This is a genomic window from Streptomyces endophyticus (assembly GCF_035798155.1).
Lineage (GTDB): Bacteria > Actinomycetota > Actinomycetes > Streptomycetales > Streptomycetaceae > Streptomyces > Streptomyces endophyticus.
This window is the reverse complement of the sequence record NZ_JAOZYC010000207.1, coordinates 1-22362: the sequence shown is the minus strand read 5'-3', so window position 1 is coordinate 22362 and position 22362 is coordinate 1. Positions and strand designations below refer to the sequence as shown.

The window sequence follows — 22362 nt, the reverse complement described above, 5'->3', positions numbered from 1 at the left end:
GTACCAAGACGCAGCATCCGCAGACGACGATCTGAAGGCGAAGGCAATCCGTGTACGAAGGCGTGGTCCAGGACCTCATCGACGAACTGGGCAGGCTGCCCGGCGTCGGTCCCAAGAGCGCGCAGCGGATCGCCTTCCACATCCTGCAGACGGAGCCCACGGACGTACGGCGGCTCGCGCACGCCCTCCTCGAGGTCAAGGACAAGGTCCGCTTCTGCGCGACGTGCGGCAACGTCGCGCAGGAGGAGCTGTGCAACATCTGCCGCGACCCGCGGCGTGACGGTTCCGTCATCTGTGTCGTGGAGGAGCCCAAGGACGTCGTCGCGATCGAGCGCACCCGTGAGTTCCGCGGGCGGTACCACGTGCTCGGCGGCGCGATCAGCCCGATCGAGGGCGTGGGCCCTGACGATCTGCGGATACGGGAGCTTCTCGCCCGCCTCGCGGACGGCACGGTCACCGAGCTCATCCTCGCCACCGACCCGAACCTCGAGGGCGAGGCCACAGCGACGTACCTCGCCCGCATGATCAAGCCCATGGGCCTGAAGGTCACCCGCCTGGCCAGCGGCCTCCCCGTCGGGGGCGACCTGGAGTACGCGGACGAGGTGACCCTCGGGCGCGCCTTCGAGGGGAGAAGACTCCTAGATGTCTAAGACGCCACAGCAGTCGCCGATGCCGCAGAAGTCGGCGGCGGCACAGCAGCCGCCGAAGGCTCAGCCGTCGACGCCCGACGCGGTCACGCTGCACTCCACCACCCAGGACCCCGACGACTTCGCCGTCCAGATCTCGGACCAGGTCGAGTCGTTCATCGTGGCCGTGACCGAGATCGCCAAGGGCGACGAGCCGGACTCGGCCGTGCCCTTCCTGCTGCTCGAGGTCTCCCAACTGCTGCTCGCCGGCGGCCGGTTGGGCGCGCACGAGGACATCCTCCCGGACGAGCGCTACGAGCCGGACCTGGGCGCCGAGCCGGACATGGACGGCCTGCGCGAGCGGCTCGCCGTGATGCTCGACCCGGTCGACGTGTACTCCGAGGTCTTCGACCCGTACGAGCCGCGCAAGGCGCCGGTCGCCGCGCGGATCTCGGACGACCTGGCGGACGTCGTCTCCGATCTGCGCCACGGCATGGCGCACTACCGCGCCGGCCGGATCACCGAGGCGCTGTGGTGGTGGCAGTTCTCGTACTTCTCCAACTGGGGGTCGACCGCCTCCGCGACGCTCCGCGCCCTGCAGTCGCTGGTCGCGCACGTCCGCCTGAACCAGCCGCTCGACGACCTGGACGGCCTGGACACGGACGAGGACCTGTCGACGGCGGAGGGCACGCTGGAGGAGGAGGCGGGTCAGGTCATGGCAGAGGAGATCGCGGCCCCCTTGGGTCTCCGCCCGGTGAAGTGAGAGGTCCGGCGCGGGCCGTCTCCGTGTGACCCGCCCCACTTACCCGGTTGCCCGGGCGGGGGCTGGGCATGCGATTGTCCGAGCGGCCGGATGTCGGCAAACGGAAACCTGGTGGTCAGGTCGTGGGCGGGACATCTCACGATGTGATATAGCCGGGGCGGATTTCGGCCGCTCGTTAAACTGAGACGACCGCAGTGCGCATACGTACGTGCGGTGACAGACGGACTGAGCGAGGAGCGCACGTGGGCCTTGTCGTGCAGAAGTACGGAGGCTCCTCCGTAGCAGATGCCGAGGGCATCAAGCGGGTCGCCAAGAGGATCGTCGACGCCAAGAAGAACGGCAACCAGGTGGTTGTCGTGGTGTCCGCGATGGGTGACACGACGGATGAGTTGATCGATCTCGCCGGACAGGTATCTCCGATACCTGCCGGGCGCGAATTCGACATGCTGCTGACCGCCGGAGAGCGGATCTCCATGGCCTTGCTGGCGATGGCGATCAAAAACCTGGGCCACGAGGCCCAGTCGTTCACGGGCAGTCAGGCCGGTGTCATCACCGACTCGGTCCACAACAAAGCACGCATCATCGACGTCACGCCGGGGCGCATCCGGACCTCCATCGACGAGGGCAACGTCGCCATCGTCGCCGGGTTCCAGGGCGTCAGCCAGGAGGGCAAGAACATCACGACCCTGGGTCGTGGTGGATCGGACACCACCGCTGTCGCCCTCGCCGCCGCGCTCGACGCCGAGGTCTGCGAGATCTACACGGACGTCGACGGCGTGTTCACCGCCGACCCGCGCGTCGTGAAGAAGGCGCGGAAGATCGACTGGATCTCCTTCGAGGACATGCTGGAGCTGGCCAGCTCCGGGTCGAAGGTGCTGCTCCACCGCTGCGTGGAGTACGCCCGTCGGTACAACATCCCGATCCACGTCCGCTCCAGCTTCAGTGGGCTGCAGGGCACGTGGGTCAGCAACGAGCCGATCGAGAAGAACCAGCAAGGGGAAAAGGGCGTGGAGCAGGCCATCATCTCCGGTGTCGCGCACGACACCTCCGAGGCGAAGATCACCGTCGTCGGGGTACCGGACAAGCCGGGCGAGGCCGCGAAGATCTTCCGGGCCGTCGCGGATGCCCAGATCAACCTCGACATGATCGTGCAGAACGTGTCGGCCGCGTCCACGGGCCTGACCGACATCTCCTTCACGCTCCCCAAGACCGAGGGCCGCAAGGCCATCGACGCCCTGGAGAAGCAGAAGGCCAGCGTCGGCTTCGACTCGCTGCGCTACGACGACCAGATCGCCAAGATCTCCCTCGTCGGCGCCGGCATGAAGACGAACCCGGGCGTCACGGCCGGCTTCTTCGAGGCGCTCACCGACGCGGGCGTGAACATCGAGCTGATCTCGACCTCCGAGATCCGCATCTCGGTCGTCACGCGCGCCGACGATGTGAACGAGGCCGTGCGCGCCGTGCACTCCGCCTTCGGACTCGACTCGGACTCCGACGAGGCCGTGGTCTACGGAGGCACCGGCCGCTGATGGCCGAGGCACCCGTGCGGCGTCCGACGCTCGCGGTCGTGGGAGCGACCGGGAGCGTCGGCGCCGTTCTGCTGCAGATTCTGTCGCAGCACGCGGACATCTGGGGCGAGATCCGGCTCGTGGCCTCCCCGCGCTCGGCCGGGCGCAAGCTCACCCTGCGCGGCGAGGAGGTCGAGGTCGTCGCCCTGACGGAGTCCGTCTTCGACGGGGTCGACGTCGCGATGTTCGACGTACCCGACGAGGTGTCCGCGCAGTGGGCGCCCATCGCCGCCGCCAAGGGCGTTGTGGTGGTGGACAATTCGCCGGCCTTCCGGATGGACCCGGATGTGCCGCTCGTCGTGCCCGAGGTGAATCCGCACGCCGCGCGCGTGCGGCCGCGCGGCATCATCGCCAACCCCAACTGCACGACCCTGTCGATGATCGTGGCGATCGGGGCCCTGCACGCCGAGTTCGGGCTCCGTGAGCTGGTCGCGTCCAGCTACCAGGCGGTGAGCGGGGCGGGCCGCGCCGGGGTCGAGACGCTGCGGGCGCAGCTGTCCCTCGTGTCCGGCTCCGAACTCGGAACCACCCCCGGTGACCTGCGGCGGGCCGTGGGCGACCGGACGGGGCCCTTCCCCGAGCCCGTGGCGCTCAATGTCGTGCCCTGGTCGGGCACGCTGTGCGAGGACGGCTGGTCGTCGGAGGAGATGAAGGTGCGGGGCGAGACCCGCAAGATCCTCGGCCTTCCGGACCTGAAGGTGGCCGTCACCTGTGTGCAGGTGCCCGTCGTCACCACGCACTCCCTCACCGTCCACGCCCGCTTCCAGAGCGAGGTCACCGTGGCCCGGGCGCGCGAGATCATCGCGACCGCGCCGGGCGTCGTGCTCTTCGACAATCCGGCGGCCGGCGAATTCCCCACGCCGGCCGACGTGGTGGGCACCGATCCGACGTGGGTGGGCCGCGTGCGGCGTTCGCTCGACGATCCGGCCGGGCTCGAACTCTTCGTATGCGGGGATAATCTGCGCAAAGGCGCAGCTTTGAACACCGCGCAGATCGCCGAGTTGGTGGCGGCGGAGCTCACCGCGATGTGAGCTGCGGCTCTTTCGGCGCCCGCGATGCGGGCAGCCCCTTCCCAACCGTGGATCCGCTCATAAGATTCTGTGTGAGTTTTGTGTAAGCGGTTTTTCCTCCCCGCCCTGCAACCGTGCGCAGGGCGGGGAGCGTCTTTGCGGTCGCCCTGGTGAGGCGCCGACCGGCATCGGACATACGGGGCATAGGGGAAGAGTGGTGCGCATGTCGGCATTCGAGGCCGCGTCATCGGTGGGGGTGACGAGGTCCGTCGCAAATGGGGCGCCTGACGCGTACAACCTTGACGGGGGGAAGCTTGTCCAACAGGCGTGGCAGAAGTACTGGACTTCACAGCGGTACGGGCGACGGGCGCGGCCCTTCGTCCGCCCCTCGCACCCCTTGGAACGCGGCGCACCCGGGCACCCGGCGGCATGCCGGTGATCGCCCCAGCGGCGCGCCCGGCGCGCATTCCGGCACAGGGTGCTGACGAGTCGATGACGCAGGCCGGTACCTCCGTCGACCATCTCACCGAGACCTATCGCGCCCATTACCGTTCCCTGCTGGGGCTCGCGGCGCTGCTTCTCGACGACACCGCCTCCTGCGAGGACGTCGTGCAGGAGGCGTTCATCCGCGTGCACTCGGCGCGCAAGCGCGTCCGCGACCCGGAGAAGACGCTCGCGTATCTGCGCCAGACCGTCGTGAACCTGTCGCGGTCCGCGCTGCGCCGCCGCATCCTCGGCCTGAAGCTGCTCACCAAGCCGATGCCGGACATGGCGAGCGCGGAGGAGGGCGCGTACGACCTCCTGGAGCGGGACGCTCTGAAGAAGGCGCTGCGTGGGCTGCAGCGACGCCAGCGCGAGGTCCTTGTCCTGCGATACTTCGCGGACATGACGGAGGCGCAGGTGGCCGAGTCGCTCGGGATATCCCTCGGCTCGGTCAAGGCGTACGGATCGCGCGGGATCGCGGCGCTGCGCGTCGCCATGGAGGAGCCGGCATGAACCCCCATCTCGACGGCGGCCCGGGCCGGGCGGCCGACGAAGTGAGCGAGCCCGAGGACGCTCCCGACCCCACCGGATCCGGTGAGGCCGGACAGGCCGGACCCGCTGACACCGGACTCGGCGACACGGGACCCGCTGACACCGGGCTCGGTGACGACGAGCTCGCCGTGCGGCGGATGATGCGGCAGGCCGTCGCGGACCTCGAACCCTCGGAGCAGGCGCTCGACGAGCTGCACCGTGCCGTCCCCGTCCGCCGCGCGCGCAAGCGGCAGGCCGCCGTGGGCGCGATCGCCGTGGGCGTGTTCGCGGCGATGGCGGTGCCCGCGGTGCTGCACGTGACGAACCCCGACTCCTCCGGCGACCGGCCGACCATCGCGGGCAACAGCAGCGACGCCACACGCGGCGGCGCGACCTCGGGCACGGCGTCCGGCGGCACGGGCCAGGGCGACGCGGGCAAGCCGTCGCACACCAAGGACAAGGGCAAGGGCGCCAAGAAGGACAAGAAGGGCGACGGGCGCAGGGCCACGGGCGGCGCCACCGCGGGGGCCGACCCCGCGTCCACGGCGGCGGCCACCTCGCCCACCTGCGAGGCGAGCGAGCTGGGCAGGCCGCAGGCCACCGTCGGCGCGCCCGACGGGGACGGCAAGGTCTACGGCACGTTCCGCGTCGCGAACGTCTCGGGCTCCAACTGCACGGTGGACAGCGCCGGATCCGTGGTCACCGTCGCGCAGGGCGCGGCCGACCCGGCCAAGGTGAGCGTCGTCGACCACACCTCGGGCGACGGCTCCGGGCTGCCCGACCCGTCGACCGAGCCGAGCCAGGTGATCCTCGAACCGGGCAAGGCGTACGAGGTGCGGTTCGCGTGGGTGCCCTCCGCGTCCTGCTCCGCGACGGGCGGGAGCAGTGGGGGCAGTGGCGGCGGCGACCCGACCCCGACGCCCTCGCCGACCGGGGACGGGACGGACAGCGGGGACGCCACGACCGGCACCGACACCCAGACGACCACGCAGCTGGGTTCCGACGGCGGTGACGAAGGCAGCGTTGCCGTGTCCCACACGGCGGAGCCGGGCGCGCCCGTCGCGGCGACGACCATCTCGAACGCCTGCGAGGGCACGGTCTACCGGACGGGCCTGCTGCCGGCGTCCTAGCCCGGCCAATCCGCCGCCCTCGGGGCTCCGCCCCGGGCCCCGCGCCTCAATCGCCGGCGGGGCTCCATATACCTGCACCGGCAAATCAAGCCCCTGCGGCGATTGAGCAGCGGGGTCCGGGGCGGAGCCCCGAGCGGTGCCGCTAAACCGACTCCGCGATCCCCAACTCCGCATCCCGAAGCGCCTCCGCCTCACGACGCACCAGCCGGAACCACATGAACACCACGAACCCCGCGAAGACGAACCACTCACCCGTGTACCCCAGGTTCTGGAACGCCTTGAGGTCGAGACCACTGCCCTCCGGCGCGGAAGCCGGCACCGCGGTCATCCCGGAGTCCGCCTTGTCGAGCGTGATCCACCCGTCGTAGACGTCGTACGGGACCAGGTTCACCAGGGACGCCGCGCTGATCACGCCTACCTGTCCCACGGGCAGACCACCCGAGGCCGTCACCCCGTTCGAGGTCGCGGACTCCGAGGCCTGGAGCGCGCCGACGACCGTGACCTCCCCCTTGGGCGCGGCCGGCGCCTTCGCGGCGGAGGCCTTGCCGGGCACCCAGCCGCGGACCACGGGCAACGCCTTCCCGGAACCCTCGACCTTGAGGAGCGTCACGACGTAGAAGCCACTGCGCTCGTCGAGGTCCCGCTGGGGCACGAGGAGCTGCTTGCCGTAGTGGCCGGTCGCGGTCGTCCGCTTCCCGGAGGTCTTCTGGTCCACGGGCAGCACGGAGGCGAGCGGCTCGGGCGCCGCCGTCTCGTTCACCTTCGTCTGCTCGGACGCGGTCTTGTGGTCCTGCACCCGGTCCTCGAAACGACTGAGCTGCCACGAGCCCATGAAGATGCACACGGGGATCGAGAGCAGGACGAAGATGTTGATCCCCCACCAGCGCGGGGTCAGGAGGAACCGGTACACACCCCCACGGTACGGGGTCCGAAATAAAGACCCGCCCACCGGCCCCTCGCTCGCCCCTCCCTTGCCCCGCGACGCCGGTCACTTCGGCAAGTGGCGCTCCGCGAAGTCCAGTTCGAGCGCGACCTGCTTGATGCGCTCCTCGACGACGAGCGAGCCGTGCCCCGCGTCGTACCGGTACACCTCGTGCGCCGCGTCGCGCGCCGCGAGCCGGTCCACGTAGTTGAGGATCTGCTGGAGCGGGCACCGCGGGTCGTTGACCCCCGCCGAGATGTAGACCGGCGCCTTCACGTCGTCCACGTACGTGAGCGGGGACGACACCCGGTACCGCTCGGGCACCTCCTCCGGCGAACCGCCGAACAGCGTGCGGTCCAGGGCCTTGAGCGCCTCCATCTCGTCCTCGTACGCCGTCACGTAGTCGGCGACCGGCACCGCGGCGAGACCCACGGCCCAGGCGCCCGGCTGCGTGCCGATGCCGAGCAGCGTCAGATAGCCGCCCCAGGAACCGCCCGCGAGGACGAGCCGCTCCGGGTCGGCGAGCCCGGAGGAGACGGCCCACTCGCGTACGGCGGCGATGTCCTCCAGCTCGATCAGGCCGACGCGGTGCTTGAGCGCGTCCGTCCACTCCCGCCCGTATCCGGTGGAGCCCCGGTAGTTGACCCGGACCACCGCGTACCCGTGGTCGACCCAGGCCGCCGGGCCCGCCGCGAACGCGTCGGAGTCGTGCCAGGTCGGCCCGCCGTGGATCTCGAAGACGGTGGGCAGCGGACCGCTCGCGCCCGCCGGCTTCTGTACGAGGGCGTGGATGCGGCCGCCGGGGCCCTGCACCCACACGTCCTCGACGGGGACGGAGGCCGGGGCCTTCATGCCGGGCGGATCGAGCACCACGTCACCCGTGGTGGAGCGGACGACCGACGGCTCGGCGGCCGACGACCACAGGTACTCGACGCTGCCGTCGGGCCGCGCGCAGGCGCCCGAGACCGAGCCGACCGGGGTGTCGACCTTCGTCAGCGCGCCGCTCGCGAACTCGTAGCGCCACAGCTCGCCGCGGGCCTCGAATTCGTGCACGACAAGGAGCGCCGAGCCGTCCGGGTACCACTCCGCCGACACGTCGCCCGGCAGGTCGAGTGCCAGGTCGCGCTCCTCGCCGGTGGCGACGTCCCACACCATCGGCTCCCAGCGGCCGCGCCGCTGATGCCCGACGAGCAGCCGGGTGTCGCCGGCCACGGGCGCGAAGCCGAGCACCTCAAGGCCGAGCTCCTCGGTGCCGCCCTTGGAGTCGTCGAGCTCCGCGAGCGTCGAACCGTCGAGCCGGAGCACGCGCAGCGCTCCGTGCATCGCGTCGCCGTGCTCGGTGTGCTCGATCGCGATCAGCGTCCCGTCGTACGACAGGTCGCCGACGCCGGCCGACTCGCGGTGCCGGTAGATCTCGGCGGGGGAGTCGGAACCGGGGCGTACGACGTGGATCGTCGTGCCGTCCTCGTCCGTGGAGCAGCCGATCACGGCCGTCCGCCCGTCACGGCCGAGGGCGAGTCCCGCGGGGTAGGAGGGTGCGAGGCCGGGGACCGCCTCGGTGTCCTCCCCGCCCTCGAAGGGCTGGCGCAGCCAGGTCCCGAACTCGTCCCCGTCCGTGTCGTTGAACCACCAGATCCACGCGCCGTCGGGGGTGAGCACGCCGTCCGTCGTCCCGTTCGCCCGGTCCGTCGCGCGGCGCTGCTCGCCCGTGGCCCGGTCCCACGCGTACAGCTCGTACGTCCCCGTCGCGTTCGACACGAACAGGGAGCGGTCCGGTGCGTCCTCGGCCCAGTCGGGCAGGGAGACGCGTGGTGCTCGGAACCGCTTCTCCCAGTCGGGCATGGACTCGGTGGCAGGCGACGTGACCCTGTTGCTCTCAGTCATGGCCCCCAGTGTGCCTGCCCCCACCGACAGTCCGCCGGGGAGCGGGCACGGCCCGACCGGAATGGTGCTTTCCGAGGGGAGCGGCCGGGCCGGCCTTTGCAGGTGCTCCCGCTGTACTGCGCCTGCATGCCGTCTCCGGCAGCGCGCGAGCGTGGGATGAAAAGCACCGACGCAATTCATCCGTGCGACCGTGCGTGCTGCGACGGTGAAGCGAATGTACGCCTGTGGACCCCGCCCCGGAATAGCCCGAGCGCATATCTGTGCGAGCGGTTCGGACGGCCCGGTCCAGCGGGCCGCGGCCGCCCGAAATCTCCGCTTCGGCCCGTGCCCCTACTTCAGCCCGTGCCTCCTGGCCACCATCCGTTCGGTCGCCGCGCGGGGCAGCGCCCGGCGCAGCGCGAACACGAGGGGGGCGTTGCTGCCCACCGCGTACAGCGGCCTCGGCCGCCCCGCCTCGATGGCCGAGACGATCTTCGCGGCGACCTTCTCGGCCGAGATCCCGTGCGCCTCATTGGAGTTGAGGGCGGCGAGCATCGTGTCGTAGGCGGCGCGGAAGGGCGAGTCCTTCGCCACGTACTGGGTGCGCCGCTCGCTGATGCCGGTGGCGATGGAGCCCGGCTCGACCGTCGTGATCCGGACGCCGTACGGGGCGTACTCGCGCCGCGCCGCGTGCGCGAAGCCCTTGATCGCGGCCTTCGACGCGACGTAGGAGGACCGGTAGGCGAGCGGGAAGCTGGCCAGCATCGAGCCGACCATCACCACCCGGCCGCGCCGCCGCTCCCGCATCCCCGGCAGCAGCAGCTGGCTGAGCCGCACCGCCCCGAACACGTTGAGCTGGAAGAGCCGCCGCACCGCGTCCATCGGCAGCTCCTCGAACGGGCCGCTCTGCGATTCCCCGGCGTTGTTGACGAGCACGTCGACCTCGCCGACCGAGCGCGCGAGGGTCTCGATGCTCTCCTCGTCGGAGAGGTCGAGCGGGAGATACTCCACGCCCGGCACCGGCGAGGCGACCTTCCTGGGGTCCCTGCTGGTCCCGTACACCTTGTAGCCGCGCCGCACGAGCGCCGCCGCGACCGCTTCCCCGATGCCCGAAGAGGCCCCCGTCACGAGGGCCCTGCCCCGCGTACTCACGCGAGGCTCCGGGCGAGCGCGCGCCCGGCGGCGCGTCCGGAGAAGATGCAGCCGCCGAGGAAGGTCCCTTCGAGCGCGTTGTACCCGTGCACGCCGCCACCGCCGAACCCGGCGACCTCCCCGGCCGCGTAGAGCCCTTCGAAGACGGACTTGTCGGGCCGCACGACCTGCGAGTCGAGGTTCGTCTCCAGGCCGCCGAGCGTCTTGCGGGTGAGTACGTGCAGACGTACGGCGATCAGCGGGCCCTGCGCCGGGTCGAGGAGGCGGTGCGGCTTGGCGACGCGGGTGATGCGGTCGGGCAGGTACGAGCGGGCGTTGCGGACCGCCATCAGCTGGAGGTCCTTGGAGTACCCGTTGCCGACCTCCCGGTCGCGCGCGACGATCTCGCGCTCAACCTGCTCGTAGGAGACGGGAGTTGAAGGCGTCAGCTCGTTCATCCCGGCGACCAGGTCCTTCAGGTTCCGCTGAACGACAAAGTCGGCGCCGCGGTCGAGGAAGGCCTGGATCGGTCCCGGCGCCCCCTTCTTCACGCGTTGCAGGACCAGCTTCAGGTCCTTGCCGGTGATGTCGGGGTTCTGCTCGGATCCGGAGAGCGCGAACTCCTTCTCCACGATGGCGCGGGTCAGGATGAACCACGTGTGGTCGTGCCCGGTCCCGGTGATGTGCTTGAGGGTGGCGAGGGTGTCGTGTCCCGGGAAGAGCGGCGCGGGCAGCCGCTTGCCCTCCGCGTCCAGCCACAGCGAGGAGGGGCCCGGAATGATCCGGATGCCGTGGCCCGGCCAGATCGGGTCCCAGTTCTTCAGGCCCTCGGTGTAGTGCCACATGCGGTCGCGGTTCACGAGGGACGCGCCGGCGCCCTCGGTGATCTCCAGCATGCGCCCGTCGACGTACGCGGGGACGCCGGTCACCATGGACTCGGGGGCGGGGCCGCCCATCCGGTCAACAGGCCAGTTCTTCCTGACCAGTTCGTGGTTCCCGCCGATGCCGCCGGAGGTCACGATGACGGCCTTCGCGCGCAGCTCGAAGTCGCCGACGGACTCTCGGGACGAGGCGACACCGCGTGCGGCGTCGGAGGGTTCGAGCAGCGAGCCGCGGACGCCGACAGCGGCGCCGTCCTCCACGATCAACTCGTCGACCTGGTGCCGGTACTTGAAGTCGACGAGCCCGCGCTCGGCGGCCGCCAGGACCGGCTCGCGGAAGACGCGCACGACCTCGGGGCCCGTCCCCCACGTGATGTGGAAGCGCGGCACGGAGTTCCCGTGCCCGGTCGCGGTCCCCGACCCGCGCTCGGCCCACCCCACGTTCGGGGTCACCTTCATCCCGAGCCCGTACAGGTAGTCCCGCTTCTCCCCGGCCGCGAACCGCACATAGGCCTCGGCCCACTTGCGCGGCCAGTGGTCCTCGTCCTCGCGGTCGAATCCGGCGGAGCCGAGCCAGTCGGCGAGGGCGAGATCGTAGGAGTCCTTGATCCCCATCCGCCGCTGCTCGGGGCTGTCGACGAGGAAGAGCCCACCGAGCGACCAGAACGCCTGGCCCCCGAGGTTCGCCTCGTTCTCCTGGTCGACCAGCACGACTCGCTTGCCCGCGCGAGTGAGTTCGTACGTCGCGACGAGCCCGGCGAGGCCGGCTCCCACGACGATGACATCGGCAGTGGTGTCACTCATGCGCTCTCCAACGGTGTGCTGTAGGCGTCCAGTACGTTCATGAAGAGAGCCTGGCGACGGGCCCGTACGGCCACGTCGTCCGGCTGTAGCAGAACCTGCACGGAGGTCCCGTCGTGCACGGCCACCAGGGCGTCGCCCAGGGCCCGTTCGTCGGTGACCCGCCGGCCGAGGCGGCCGAGCGCGGCCACGAACACCGGCAGGATCGCGTCGCGGATGGCTTCCTCGCGGGCGGCCATCACGCGGCGCAGGCCCGGATTTCGCAGTGCGTGCGCGGTGAACTCGGCGGTGATCCGGAACCAGGCGTCGTCGACGGGGGTGGCATCGATCGCGGCCCGCACGGCGGCCTCGGGATCATCCGGGTCGATACCGGCGAGGGCAGCCCGCACATCATCGAGCATCCGCGCGGACCGCTCCTCCCACAAGGCGAGAAACAGCTCGTCGAGCGAGGAGAAATTCGAGTAGAAAGCGCCGCGTGTGAAACCCGCGCGCTCACAGACCTGTTCGACCGTGGAGCGCCCGAAGCCCTCCTCGGCGAACACGTCGAGTGCGGCGTCGAGCAGCCGCTGCCGCGTCCGCGCACGCCGCTTGGTGACGGGCATCCTCGCCTCCCCGGTTGGATACGCGAACGTATTCGATACGTTCGTGTATCCACAAGGGGTGTGCGCGGGCGTACGTCAGCCGGTGAACACCTCGGCGAACGACCACACGGCCAGCGCCAGCATGCAGAAGCCGCCCACCCGCTGAACGGTCTTCAGCGGCACCCGCTTGGCGATGAAGCGCCCGGCGACGAGGGCGAGCGCGGACACGGACATCAGGGCCGCCCACGAGCCGATGGCGGTCGACCAAGTGCCGTTGGTGGCCGCCAGGTTGGCGGTGGTGATCTGGGTGAGATCGCCCCACTCGCTGATGAACACGGCCATGAACGCCGTGCCGAAGACCGGCCAGAAACCGGTGACGGTCTTGGGGCCCGCGGAGTCCTCGTCGTCCTCGTCGTCCCCGCCCTTGAGGAGCATGAACGCGCCGAACAGGAACATCAGGCCGGATACGACCTTCACGATCCAGCCCGGAAGGAGACCGAGGAGCGAGCCCGCGCCGACCGCGATCGCGACGTGCACGAGGAAGGCCGCCGACGTGCCGAACCATACGTACAGGGGCTTCATCCGGGTGCCCATGGCCAGTGAGGCGAACATGGTCTTGTCCGGGAGTTCGGCGAGGAAGATCAGCCCGAAGGCGGTGAGAATCGCCAGGGGATCGAGATCCATGGGGACGCTTTCTGTGCGGGCCGGGTCGTGGTGAACCCCGCCCCGCTGCGTAGGGAGGACCACTCGACCCGGCAGCGGACACACGTAGCGGGATGCGTACGTGTGCAGTCTTCTGCCTGATCGAAGGTCTCGCCCACCCGGCCCGCCGAGGCGGTCCGAGCCCGGCCACCGGGAACCCGGGGGTTCCAGTGTGTCGACGACCGGTTTGCGGGGCTACTCCCCTTCGCTTGCTCCATTAAGGGTACACGGAGCCCGATCAACGCCCGGGTTCCCGCCCGATACGCCCATTTTTGCGACAGTCGGTCGATGCGATCTGTACGACGGAACGGAACGAGGCGTACGGGGACGGCCGCATGCGTGGCCGCGGCGATCGCCGCGCTCCTCGTCTCCGGCATCGGCATCGGCATCGGCGCCGGCCCGGCAGCCGCGGACGACGGGCCCGGCATCGGACGGCTCTCGACCCGCGCCGACCGGCTGATGCGGGAGGCGTCGAACGCCGTCGCGGCGCACGAGAAGGCGCGGGACGCCGTGCGCAAGGGCGAGCGCCGGCTCGCCGACGTCACCCGGCGACAGGCCACCGAGCAGCGCCGGCTCGACGCGCTCAGGGCCACCCTCGGGCGCCAGGCGCGCAGCGAGTACCAGGGGGCCTCGGGCCTGGGCACGATGCTGCCGCTGCTCACCTCGTCCTCCCCGCAGCGGGCCCTCGACGCCACCGTCCGGGCGGGCCGCGGCGACCGGGCGGCCCGGCAGCTCACCGACCGCGTCACCGAGTCCCGGGACCGGGTCGCCGACCGGCGCGCCGAGTCCGCCCGCCTGGTGAAGGGGCTCAAGGCGCAGGAACGGCGCCGGTCGGCCGCCCGCGACGACATCGAGGCGAAACTGGCGAAGGCCGAGGCGGAGGTGCGCCGGGCCCGTGCGCGGGTCCTCGCGGCCGGGCCGATGCCGACGGGGGGCGGCGGGAACTGCGCGCGCGGCGACGTGGGCGGGCACGAGCGGGCCGGCAAGGGGCGGACCTGGGTGAAGCCGGTGAGCCCCGCGACGCTGTCGGCGGGCTTCGGCTCGGGCGGCCGCCTGTGGGCGCACACGCACACAGGGCAGGACTTCGCCGTGCCCACCGGGACGCCGGTGCGGGCGGTCGGCGCGGGCACCGTCGTCTTCACGGGCTGCGGCGACGGCTTCGGGAACCAGGTGGTCCTCCGGCACGCCGACGGCTACTACACGCAGTACGCCCACCTGTCCCGGATCGGCGTCAAGGTCGGCTCCCGCCTCGCCGCGGGCGAGACGCTCGGCCTCTCCGGCGCGACCGGCAACGTCAGCGGCCCGCATCTGCACTTCGAGGTGCGCATCACCCCGCAGTTCGGCTCGGGCATCGACCCGTTGCCGTGGCTGCGGGCGCGGGGGCTGAATCTGTGACCGGGGCTGTAATGGCGCAGTAACGGCCTCTCCCTAGCTTTCGGGCACCCCGTACCCTCCCCGAGGAGTGCCCGATGCCCCTGCCCCGACCGCCCCGGCGCAGACGTGCCGTTTGGGCGGCGGCGTCGCTGACCGCGGCCGCCGCCCTACTGACCGGCGCGATACCCGCCGTAGCCGACTCCGCGCAGGCGGACTCCGCGACGGCGAAGGTCGACTCCGCGCTCGCGAAGGCCGTCTCCAAGGGAGACGACGCCACCTTCTTCGTCGTCCTCAAGGACAAGGCCGACCTGAGCGCCGCCAAGCAGCAGCGCTCGCACGCGAAGGCCGCCACGGCCGCGTACAAGTCGCTGAAGGCCCACGCGGCCGACAGCCAGAAGCCGCTCAACGCCTTCCTCGACAAGGAGAAGGTCGGGCACCAGGATTTCTGGATCACCAACGCCGTCAAGGTGACCGGTGACCAGGACCTGGTGAAGGAGCTCGCCAAGCGCTCCGACGTCAAGGAGATCGTCAAGGAGCGGAAGTTCACGCTCGACGGCATCGAGACGTCCGACGCCAAGGTGACCAAGGACCGCTCCGGCGTCGCGTCGTCCGCCGACGGCACGGACACCCCGGAGTGGGGCGTCGCCGACATCAAGGCCGACAAGGTCTGGGACCAGTACGAGGACCGCGGTGAGGGCATCGTCATCGCCAACGTCGACACCGGCGTGCAGTACAACCACCCGGACCTGGTGAAGCAGTACCGCGGCAACAACGGCGACGGCACCTTCACCAATGACTACAACTTCTACGACCCGACCGGGAACTGCGCCGCCGACGGCACCCCGTGCGACAACAACGGCCACGGCACCCACACCATGGGCACGATGGTCGGCAAGAACGGCCTCGGCGTCGCGCCGAACGCCAAGTGGATCGCCGCCAAGGGCTGCGAGTCCGGCGAGTGCTCGGACGGCAATCTGCTCGCGGCCGGCCAGTGGATCCTCGCCCCGACCGACCACAACGGTCAGAACGCGCGCCCGGACCTCGCCCCGAACATCGTCAACAACTCCTGGGGCCAGAAGTACGGCACCGACCCGTTCTACGAGGACATCATCGACGCCTGGAAGTCCGCGGGCATCTTCGAGGCGTTCGCGGCCGGCAACTTCGGTGACGGCCAGACCTGTTCGACGACCGACCCGCCCGGCGCGCAGGTCGACGCCTACGGTGTCGGCGCCTACGACTCCTCCGGCAACGTCGCCAAGTTCACCGGATTCGGCCCCTCGCGGATCGACGGCTCGATGAAGCCGAACATCACCGCACCGGGCGTCGACGTCCAGTCCGCATGGCTCGGCACCTCGTACAACACCATCAGTGGTACGTCGATGGCGACGCCGCACGTCGCCGGTGCGGTGGCCCTGTTGTGGTCGGCCGCCCCGTCGCTGGTCGGCAACATCGACGAGACCCGCAAGCTCCTCGACGCGGGCGCGACCGACGTCGACGACACGCACTGCGGTGGCACCGCCGACGCCAACAACGTGTGGGGCAACGGCAAGCTCGACATCCTCTCGACCATCGACAAGGCCCCGCACACCGCGGTCACCGTGTCCGGAAAGATCACCGACAAGGCGAGCGGCAAGGGTCTGGCCGACGCCACCGTCAAGGCCACGAACGACGCCACGACCCGCACGGTGACCACCGGTGCCGACGGCTCCTACCGGCTGTCGCTGCCCCCGGGCACGTACACCTTCTCGCTCAGTGCGTACGGCTACGCGGCCGACACCGTCTCCGGCGTCGAGCTGACCACCGGCGAGCCGCTGACGCAGGACGCCGCGCTCACCCCGGTTCCCCAGCACGCCGTCACCGGCACCGTCCTCGACGTGACCGGCGAGCCGCTCGCCAAGGCCACCGTCTCCCTGCCCGGCAACCCGGTCGAGGCGGTGACCACCGACGCCCAGGGGAAGTTCAGCCTGCCGAAGGTCGCCGAGGGTGCCTACACGCTGCGGGCCGCCCCCGCCGCGCCGGTCGTGTGCAACGGCACCTACAACGGCGAGCTCAAGGTCGACGGCGACAAGACCGCCGATGTGAAGCTGCCCAACCGCACCGACGCGGGCGGCACGTACGCGTGCGCCCCCGTCGCCTCCTCCTGGATCAAGGGCTCCACGGCCACCGGCCTGACCGGTGACGAGGACGCCAAGACGATCGGCCTGCCGTTCCCGGTGAAGTACTACGGCGTCAGCTACACCAGCGCGTCCATCACCACCAACGGCCTGGTCAACTTCCTCCAGCCGCGCCTGGGCGAGTACGCCAACACCGCCCTCCCGGCCGCCGCCCAGCCCAACGGTGTGGTCGCGGCGCTCTGGGACGACCTCGTCCTCGACAAGCGCTCCAGCGTGCAGACCGCCGTCACCGGCAAGAGCGGCGCCCGGAAGTTCGCGATCGTCTGGAACAACGCCGCCTTCGCCTCCGACACCTCGGTGCGGATCTCCTTCGAGGCCGTCCTCGACGAGGCCACCGGCGCCGTCACCCTCCAGTACAAGGGCATCGGCGACAGCGCGCTGCAGCGCGGTGGTTCGGCGACCACCGGAATCGAGAACCAGGCCGGCACCGACGGCCTCGGCCACTCCTTCAACGAGACCGTCCTGAGCGACGCCACCGCGATCCGCTTCACCCCGAAGGGTGCCTGATGAGAAACATCCAACGACGGGGCCTGCGCCTGGCCTCCGTACTGATCGCCTCCGGGCTCGCGCTCAGCGCGTCGCCGGCGGTGCACGCCGAGGACAGCGGTGTGCTGACGCTGACCGACAGCCAGGCCGAAAAGCTGTCGCAGGCGACCATGCCCGACGTCTACGGCGACGGACGCGACCTCGGCGACCCGCGGCAGGCCGCCAAGGACGCCCAGGACGCCGTGGAGTCCGCCGACTCCGACGACGCCGGGACCGCGTCCGACACGGGCGATGCGTCCACCACCGCCACGAGCAAGTGGAAGCTGACCAAGAAGTCCGGCATCGAGGGTGCCCAGGGCATGGCCGCCACCTTCCCGGTCAGCGGCTCGAAGGGCGACTACTTCTCGGTCAACGCGCTCAGCCCGATCCAGCGCGTCGGCGCGGACGGCAAGCAACTGTGGTCGCGCGACTCGACGTCCCTGGACCGCGACTGGCAGGTCACGCCGACGCCCCGGGGCAGCAAGGAGCCGTACCCGGCCGCCGTCGTGATGGGCTTCAACGCGGTCGGCCCGTTCAGCATGACCTCCGACGACGGTGTCAGCACCGGCGATCTGACCGGCGACGGCGTCGACGACATCGTCTTCACCGCCGAGTCCGGCGTGCTGCCCTACCGCCCGTTCACCTCGCCCGGCTCCTCGCTTCCCAACGGCACCTTCGTCACGGTCCTCGACGGCGCCACCGGCAAGACGCTGTGGTCGAAGCTGTACGCCGCCGCGTACAACGTCAAGCTCGCCGGCAGGACCCTGGTCGTCGCGGACTCGGCGTACAACAACCTCAACTCCCCGGCCGACGCCAAGACCACGCTGAACGGCATCCGCTTCGACTACGCCGACGGAAAGCTCACCCCGTCCGACACCTGGACGTACGACGCCGGTGCCTACGCCGGCGTCCAGTGGGGCTCGCTGCAGCCGATCGGTGACGGCCTGCTCGCCGCCTCCTGGAACCAGGCGCGCGGCTACGCCTCCGACAAGGCGCCCAGTGGCCACGCCCTGGTGATCGACACCAAGGACGGCAGCCTCAAGTGGGCCAAGAGCAGCCGTCTCTACGTGCGTCAGCTGCGCCTCGACGCCGCGCGCGACCGGATCGTGGCGCTGGAGCAGTCGGACTACAGCGAGGGCGTGAAGTACGAGATCACCTCGTACGCTCCCGCCGACGGCGACCGCACCAGCCTCAGCGAGCGGATCAACGCGCTTCCGCTCGCGCTGGAGATCGGCGACATCCAGGGCGGCGCCAAGCCGGAGTACACGGTCAGCGAGTCCACGGTCGCCCCGAGCGCCGGCAGCGTCATCCCCAACATGAACAGCAACAGCGTCCGCGCGCTCAACGGCGACGACGCGAGCGTGCTGTGGGCGCGCACCGTCAAGCGGTCCGGCGACAACAGTGACGTCGGCGCAGCCTGGGGCGTGAAGGCCGTGGACGGCACCATCGTCGCCTCGTACCTGGACGACACCGACAGGTCGACCGCGGAGAACCGCGGCGCGAGCCACTACGCCCGGATCTCCGTGCTCAGCGGCGCCAAGGGCGCCGTGAAGTGGGAGAAGAGCGGCATCGTCGGCTCGATGCTGACCGCCCAGCCGTTCACCAAGGACGGTGGCTGGCGGCTGCGCACCGTCGACACCGACCAGAACGTACGGGTCTACAACCTCGGCAGCGGCAAGCAGGAGAGCGTCCAGCCGCTGGAGGGCACCCCCTTCACCGCCGCCGCCACCGACATCAACGGCGACAAGAAGAACGACGTCGTCCTCGGCGGCTCCTCCAACGGCCTGTTCGCCTACGACGGCCCGTCGATGGTGTCGGGCAAGCCCAAGCGGCTGTGGGCGGCGACCCTGCCCGGTCGGGTGGTTCAGGTGATCAAGGCCGACACCACGGGTGACGGCCGCGACGAGCTGATCGTCGCCGCCAGTTCGGCGGCCGCGATCGTCGACGCCCGCACCGGCAAGGTCCTCACCACCATCAAGGCGGACGCCGGCGAGTACGTGCGCAACGTCGTCGCCTCCGACCTCGACGGCGACGGCGCCGCCGAGGTGGCCGTGGCCACCGACAAGGTCCGCGCGTACGACGGCGACGGCACCCTGAAGTGGGCGTACACGGTCCCGGCGGAGATCGGCACCCCGGCGTTCGCGGACCTGTCCGCGGCCGACGGCAAGGTCTACGCCCAGTACCAGACCCGCGGAAAGAACCCCACCGCCCCGGTCGCCGTGGGCGGGGCCGCACTCAACGGCAAGGACGGCTCCGTCACCTGGTCGTTCACCCCGAAGGCGCCCGCCAGCAGCCAGGGCGACGTCCTCGGCATCCCGCTGCGGGCCGGCACCTTCGCCTCGCCGGGCATCCCCTACGCCGACGGGCACGCGGTGGTCTTCACCTACGTGGTGCGCGGCAACTCCGAGCAGGCGCCGCCCAACCAGCTGACCAACATGGTGCAGATCCGCGACGGCCGCACCGGCGAGCTGCTGCACGAGGCCAAGGCGGGCGGCTTCGCCACGCTCGCGAACTGGATGACCGGCCCCGAGGGCCTGGTGGAGAACAGCCTCGCCTCGCTGCGCAATTACGGCGCCGACGGTGTGGACCGCACGCCGCGGGCCATTGCCGAGGTCCGCAGCGGCTCCTTCGCCAAGGGCCCGGACGGCGCCCGTGTCCTGGTCCGCAGCGGCGAGACGTTCGTCGCGCTCTACGACCCGGCGGTGCTGCAGGCCGGCATCGAACCGCACCAGCTGGCCGACACCGGTTACAACGCCTGGGGCGCCCGCGAGCACTTCGTGGCCGACCTCGACGCCGATGGGAAGGACGAGATCGTCACGCTCGCCTTCGACGGGTACGGCACCGACCGCACGGCCGGCCTCGTCGGCAACGAGGTCGTGAGCCCGTACACGGCGATCCGCTCGGCGATCACCCTGAGCATCGACAAGGCCTGACACCGACAGTGCCGACCCCCTGGGCCTGGCCCAGGGGGTCGTCGGCATGCTCGGTTACAGTGACGCCCTTATGGACGCACGACGCACGGACGAGGCCCCCGACTCCGGTGCCCCACTGCTGCGCCTGCACCTTTTCGATGGCTTCCGGGCGACTCGTGACGGCGGCCCCGAGCCCGCCGAACGCTGGTCGCGGCCCAGCGCCAGGACCCTGGTGAAGCTGCTCGCCGTCGTCCCCGGACACCGGCTCCACCGCGAGCAGGCCATGGACATCTGCTGGCCCGACGCCGATCCGCAGTCCGCGGCGGGCAGCCTGCGCGTCGCCCTGCACGCCGCCCGGCACGCCCTGGAACCCGAACTCGCCCCGCGCGCCGCGTCGTCGTATCTCATATCCGACGGCGGCATGCTCTTCCTCGACCAGACGGCCGTGTGGATCGACGCCGACGCGGCGGAGACAGCGGCGGAAGCGACGCTCGCCGAGGGGGGAGCGGCCGAACTGGCAGCCGTCCTCGACCTGTTCAGCGGCGAGCTGCTGCCCGAGGACCGGTACGTGGACTGGGCCGAGGAGCGCCGCGGGCGGCTCGCGCTGCTGAGGGAGCGGCTGCTGCTCGGCCTCGCGGAGGCGCACCTGGCCAACGGCGCGGCAGCGGATGCGGCCACCGCCGCCGAACGCGTCCTCGCCACCAGCCCCGCCGAGGAGCTGGCCCACCGCGTTCTCATCGACGCCGCCCTGCGCCAGGGCCTGCGGCGGCGCGCGCTGCACCAGTACCACCTGTGCCGCGAGGCGCTCGACGCGGAACTCGGCGTCCGCCCGGGGCCCGAGACGGAGCAGCTGCACCGGGCCGCCCTCGCGGCGGCGCCCACCCCCGTCCCCATCAGGACAACGTTGCCAGCGCCGCTACGGGCCGAACCGGCCACCCCGCTGCACGGCCGCGACGCGGTGCTCGACCGGCTTCTCGCCGCCGATGGGCCGCCGGTCACCCTGCTCACCGGCGAGGCGGGCATCGGCAAGACGCGTCTGGTGGGCGAGGTGGCGCGGCGGGCCGCGGCGTCCGGCACCGCCGTGCTGTGGGGCGGCGGTCAGGACGCGGAGGGGCACACGCCGTACGGGGCGTTCGCCGAGGCGCTCGACGGGTGGCTGGCCGAGCACGACGCGGCGCAGCGCGCGCGGATCGGCGCCGAGTACCCCGAACTCGCCGCGTTCCTCCCGTCGTTGGGGCAGGTGCGGACGCCGGGGGAGCGCAGCCCCGAGGAGGAGCGCGACCGGCTGTTCCGGGCCGGCGCGGCCCTGCTCGGCGATCTGGCCGCCGCCCGCCCTGTGCTCGCGGTCCTCGACGATCTGCACGCCGCCGACACCGGCTCGTACCAGCTCATGAGCCATCTGGCCCGGCGCGCCGCGGAGCGCGGGATCCGGCTGCGGTTCCTGGTGACGTACCGCGAGGAGGAACTCCCCGAAGGCGACGCACGGCGTTCCATCTTGAGCTTCCTGGTACGTCAACGGCTCGCCGTACGCGAGGAGTTGGGTCTCCTGGACCGGGAGGCGTGCCTCGCGGTGGCCCGCGCCGCCGCGCCGCGCCCCGGGCAGGAGCACCGGGTGTGGGAACTCTCCCTCGGCAACCCGCTGTTCGCCCTCGAACTCGCCCGCGACCTGGCCGAGGGACCGGCCGACGCGGGGGCGCCCGAAGGCGTGCGGGAGCTGGTGGCGGACCGGCTCGTGCGCCTCGACCCCGACGCGCGGCGCCTGGTCGAGGCGCTGTCCGTGGCCGGGGGAGAGGCGGCCCTGTCCGAACTCCTCGACGTCGCCGAGCACGGCCTGCACCCGCCGGTGACCGGGGCCGCGGCCGCCGACGGGGTCGAGCGGGCCATCGGGGCCTCGCTGGTGGAGGAACGGCAGGTCGTGGTGGCCGGGCGGCCCGAACCGGGGCTCGCCTTCCGGCACCCGCTGGTCCGCCTCACCTGCTACGAGCGGCTGACGGCGGTCCGCCGCAGGCAACTGCACGGCGCGTTCGCGCGGGCCGTCCTCGCCCGCCGCCCCGACGCGGTCGACGCGCTCGCCTCGCACTTCGCCCGCGCCGACGACCCGCGCGCCGCCGAGTACCTGCGCCGCGCCGCCGAACGCGCCGCCGCCCTCTACGCCAACGACACGGCCGACCGCTACTACCGCGACCTCGTCGCCCGCCTCGACGTCGACGCGGCCCGCGCCCGCCTGGCCCACAGCCAGGTCCTCGCGAGAATGGGCCACTTCGCGGAAGCGGCCGAGGCGCTGCGGCAGGCCCTCGCCGAGTTCGTCAGGCGGCGTCCTGGAGCGCGGGCCCGTCGAGGCCCGTGTCGCCGTGGATCTCGGGCGCGGTCTCGATCGTACGGATC

Annotated in this window: 16 protein-coding genes; 10 read left to right on the top strand and 6 right to left on the bottom strand. The window is 71.3% G+C overall.

The window, feature by feature from the left end:
• Nucleotides 1-50 precede the first annotated feature (50 nt).
• The 6 genes from recR (at nucleotide 51) to OKJ99_RS41670 (ending at nucleotide 6111) form a co-directional block, all read left to right on the top strand.
• On the top strand, nucleotides 51-650 hold the full coding sequence (gene recR / locus OKJ99_RS41695; RefSeq protein ID WP_326023850.1) for a recombination mediator RecR: 600 nt from the start codon (nucleotides 51-53) through the stop codon (nucleotides 648-650).
• Nucleotides 643-1389, top strand: a complete 747-nt coding sequence (locus tag OKJ99_RS41690) for a DUF5063 domain-containing protein (RefSeq protein WP_407700874.1) — start codon at nucleotides 643-645, stop codon at nucleotides 1387-1389. Before recR ends, OKJ99_RS41690 begins: the two co-directional genes overlap by 8 nt.
• Before the next feature lie 242 nt (nucleotides 1390-1631).
• Complete coding sequence (locus OKJ99_RS41685) at nucleotides 1632-2918, top strand: aspartate kinase (RefSeq protein WP_326023849.1); 1287 nt, start codon at nucleotides 1632-1634, stop codon at nucleotides 2916-2918.
• Nucleotides 2918-3988 (top strand): aspartate-semialdehyde dehydrogenase, encoded by a 1071-nt coding sequence (locus OKJ99_RS41680; RefSeq protein ID WP_326023846.1) that lies wholly within the window; start codon nucleotides 2918-2920, stop codon nucleotides 3986-3988. Before OKJ99_RS41685 ends, OKJ99_RS41680 begins: the two co-directional genes overlap by 1 nt.
• A 306-nt stretch (nucleotides 3989-4294) precedes the next feature.
• A complete protein-coding gene (locus OKJ99_RS41675) occupies nucleotides 4295-4963 on the top strand; it encodes a SigE family RNA polymerase sigma factor (protein ID WP_326023845.1) in 669 nt (222 codons plus the stop codon).
• Nucleotides 4960-6111 (top strand): hypothetical protein, encoded by a 1152-nt coding sequence (locus OKJ99_RS41670; RefSeq protein WP_326023844.1) that lies wholly within the window; start codon nucleotides 4960-4962, stop codon nucleotides 6109-6111. The genes OKJ99_RS41675 and OKJ99_RS41670 overlap by 4 nt, the downstream gene beginning before the upstream one ends.
• Nucleotides 6112-6253: 142 nt before the next feature.
• Here OKJ99_RS41670 and OKJ99_RS41665 read toward each other — a convergent pair whose 3' ends face one another.
• The 6 genes from OKJ99_RS41665 to OKJ99_RS41640 all read right to left on the bottom strand — a co-directional run bounded on the left by OKJ99_RS41665 (nucleotide 6254) and on the right by OKJ99_RS41640 (nucleotide 12974).
• Nucleotides 6254-7021: an SURF1 family protein gene (locus OKJ99_RS41665; RefSeq protein WP_326023843.1), complete on the bottom strand. Its 768-nt coding sequence runs from the start codon at nucleotides 7019-7021 to the stop codon at nucleotides 6254-6256.
• 78 nt (nucleotides 7022-7099) lie between these two features.
• The gene (locus OKJ99_RS41660; RefSeq protein ID WP_326023842.1) at nucleotides 7100-8917 is read right to left on the bottom strand and encodes a S9 family peptidase; all 1818 of its coding nucleotides are present in this window, start codon (nucleotides 8915-8917) and stop codon (nucleotides 7100-7102) included.
• A gap of 330 nt (nucleotides 8918-9247) precedes the next feature.
• Nucleotides 9248-10048 (bottom strand): SDR family oxidoreductase, encoded by an 801-nt coding sequence (locus tag OKJ99_RS41655; RefSeq protein ID WP_326023840.1) that lies wholly within the window; start codon nucleotides 10046-10048, stop codon nucleotides 9248-9250.
• Entirely contained in the window at nucleotides 10045-11712 is a 1668-nt protein-coding gene (locus tag OKJ99_RS41650; RefSeq protein WP_326023838.1) for an FAD-binding dehydrogenase, read from the bottom strand. Before OKJ99_RS41650 ends, OKJ99_RS41655 begins: the two co-directional genes overlap by 4 nt.
• Entirely contained in the window at nucleotides 11709-12311 is a 603-nt protein-coding gene (locus OKJ99_RS41645) for a TetR/AcrR family transcriptional regulator (protein WP_326023837.1), read from the bottom strand. Before OKJ99_RS41645 ends, OKJ99_RS41650 begins: the two co-directional genes overlap by 4 nt.
• A 75-nt stretch (nucleotides 12312-12386) precedes the next feature.
• A complete protein-coding gene (locus OKJ99_RS41640; RefSeq protein ID WP_326023836.1) occupies nucleotides 12387-12974 on the bottom strand; it encodes a TMEM165/GDT1 family protein in 588 nt (195 codons plus the stop codon).
• 357 nt (nucleotides 12975-13331) lie between these two features.
• On the opposite strand from OKJ99_RS41640, the gene OKJ99_RS41635 reads away from it, so the two are divergent.
• The 4 genes from OKJ99_RS41635 to OKJ99_RS41620 all read left to right on the top strand — a co-directional run.
• The gene (locus OKJ99_RS41635; protein WP_326023834.1) at nucleotides 13332-14387 is read left to right on the top strand and encodes a M23 family metallopeptidase; all 1056 of its coding nucleotides are present in this window, start codon (nucleotides 13332-13334) and stop codon (nucleotides 14385-14387) included.
• 74 nt (nucleotides 14388-14461) lie between these two features.
• Nucleotides 14462-17047, top strand: coding sequence for a S8 family serine peptidase (locus tag OKJ99_RS41630; RefSeq protein ID WP_326023832.1), 2586 nt, complete (start codon nucleotides 14462-14464; stop codon nucleotides 17045-17047).
• Nucleotides 17047-19998, top strand: a complete 2952-nt coding sequence (locus OKJ99_RS41625) for a hypothetical protein (protein ID WP_326023831.1) — start codon at nucleotides 17047-17049, stop codon at nucleotides 19996-19998. Before OKJ99_RS41630 ends, OKJ99_RS41625 begins: the two co-directional genes overlap by 1 nt.
• A 70-nt stretch (nucleotides 19999-20068) precedes the next feature.
• The coding region (locus OKJ99_RS41620) for an ATP-binding protein (protein WP_326023830.1) at nucleotides 20069-22362 on the top strand (2294 nt) is incomplete at its 3' end.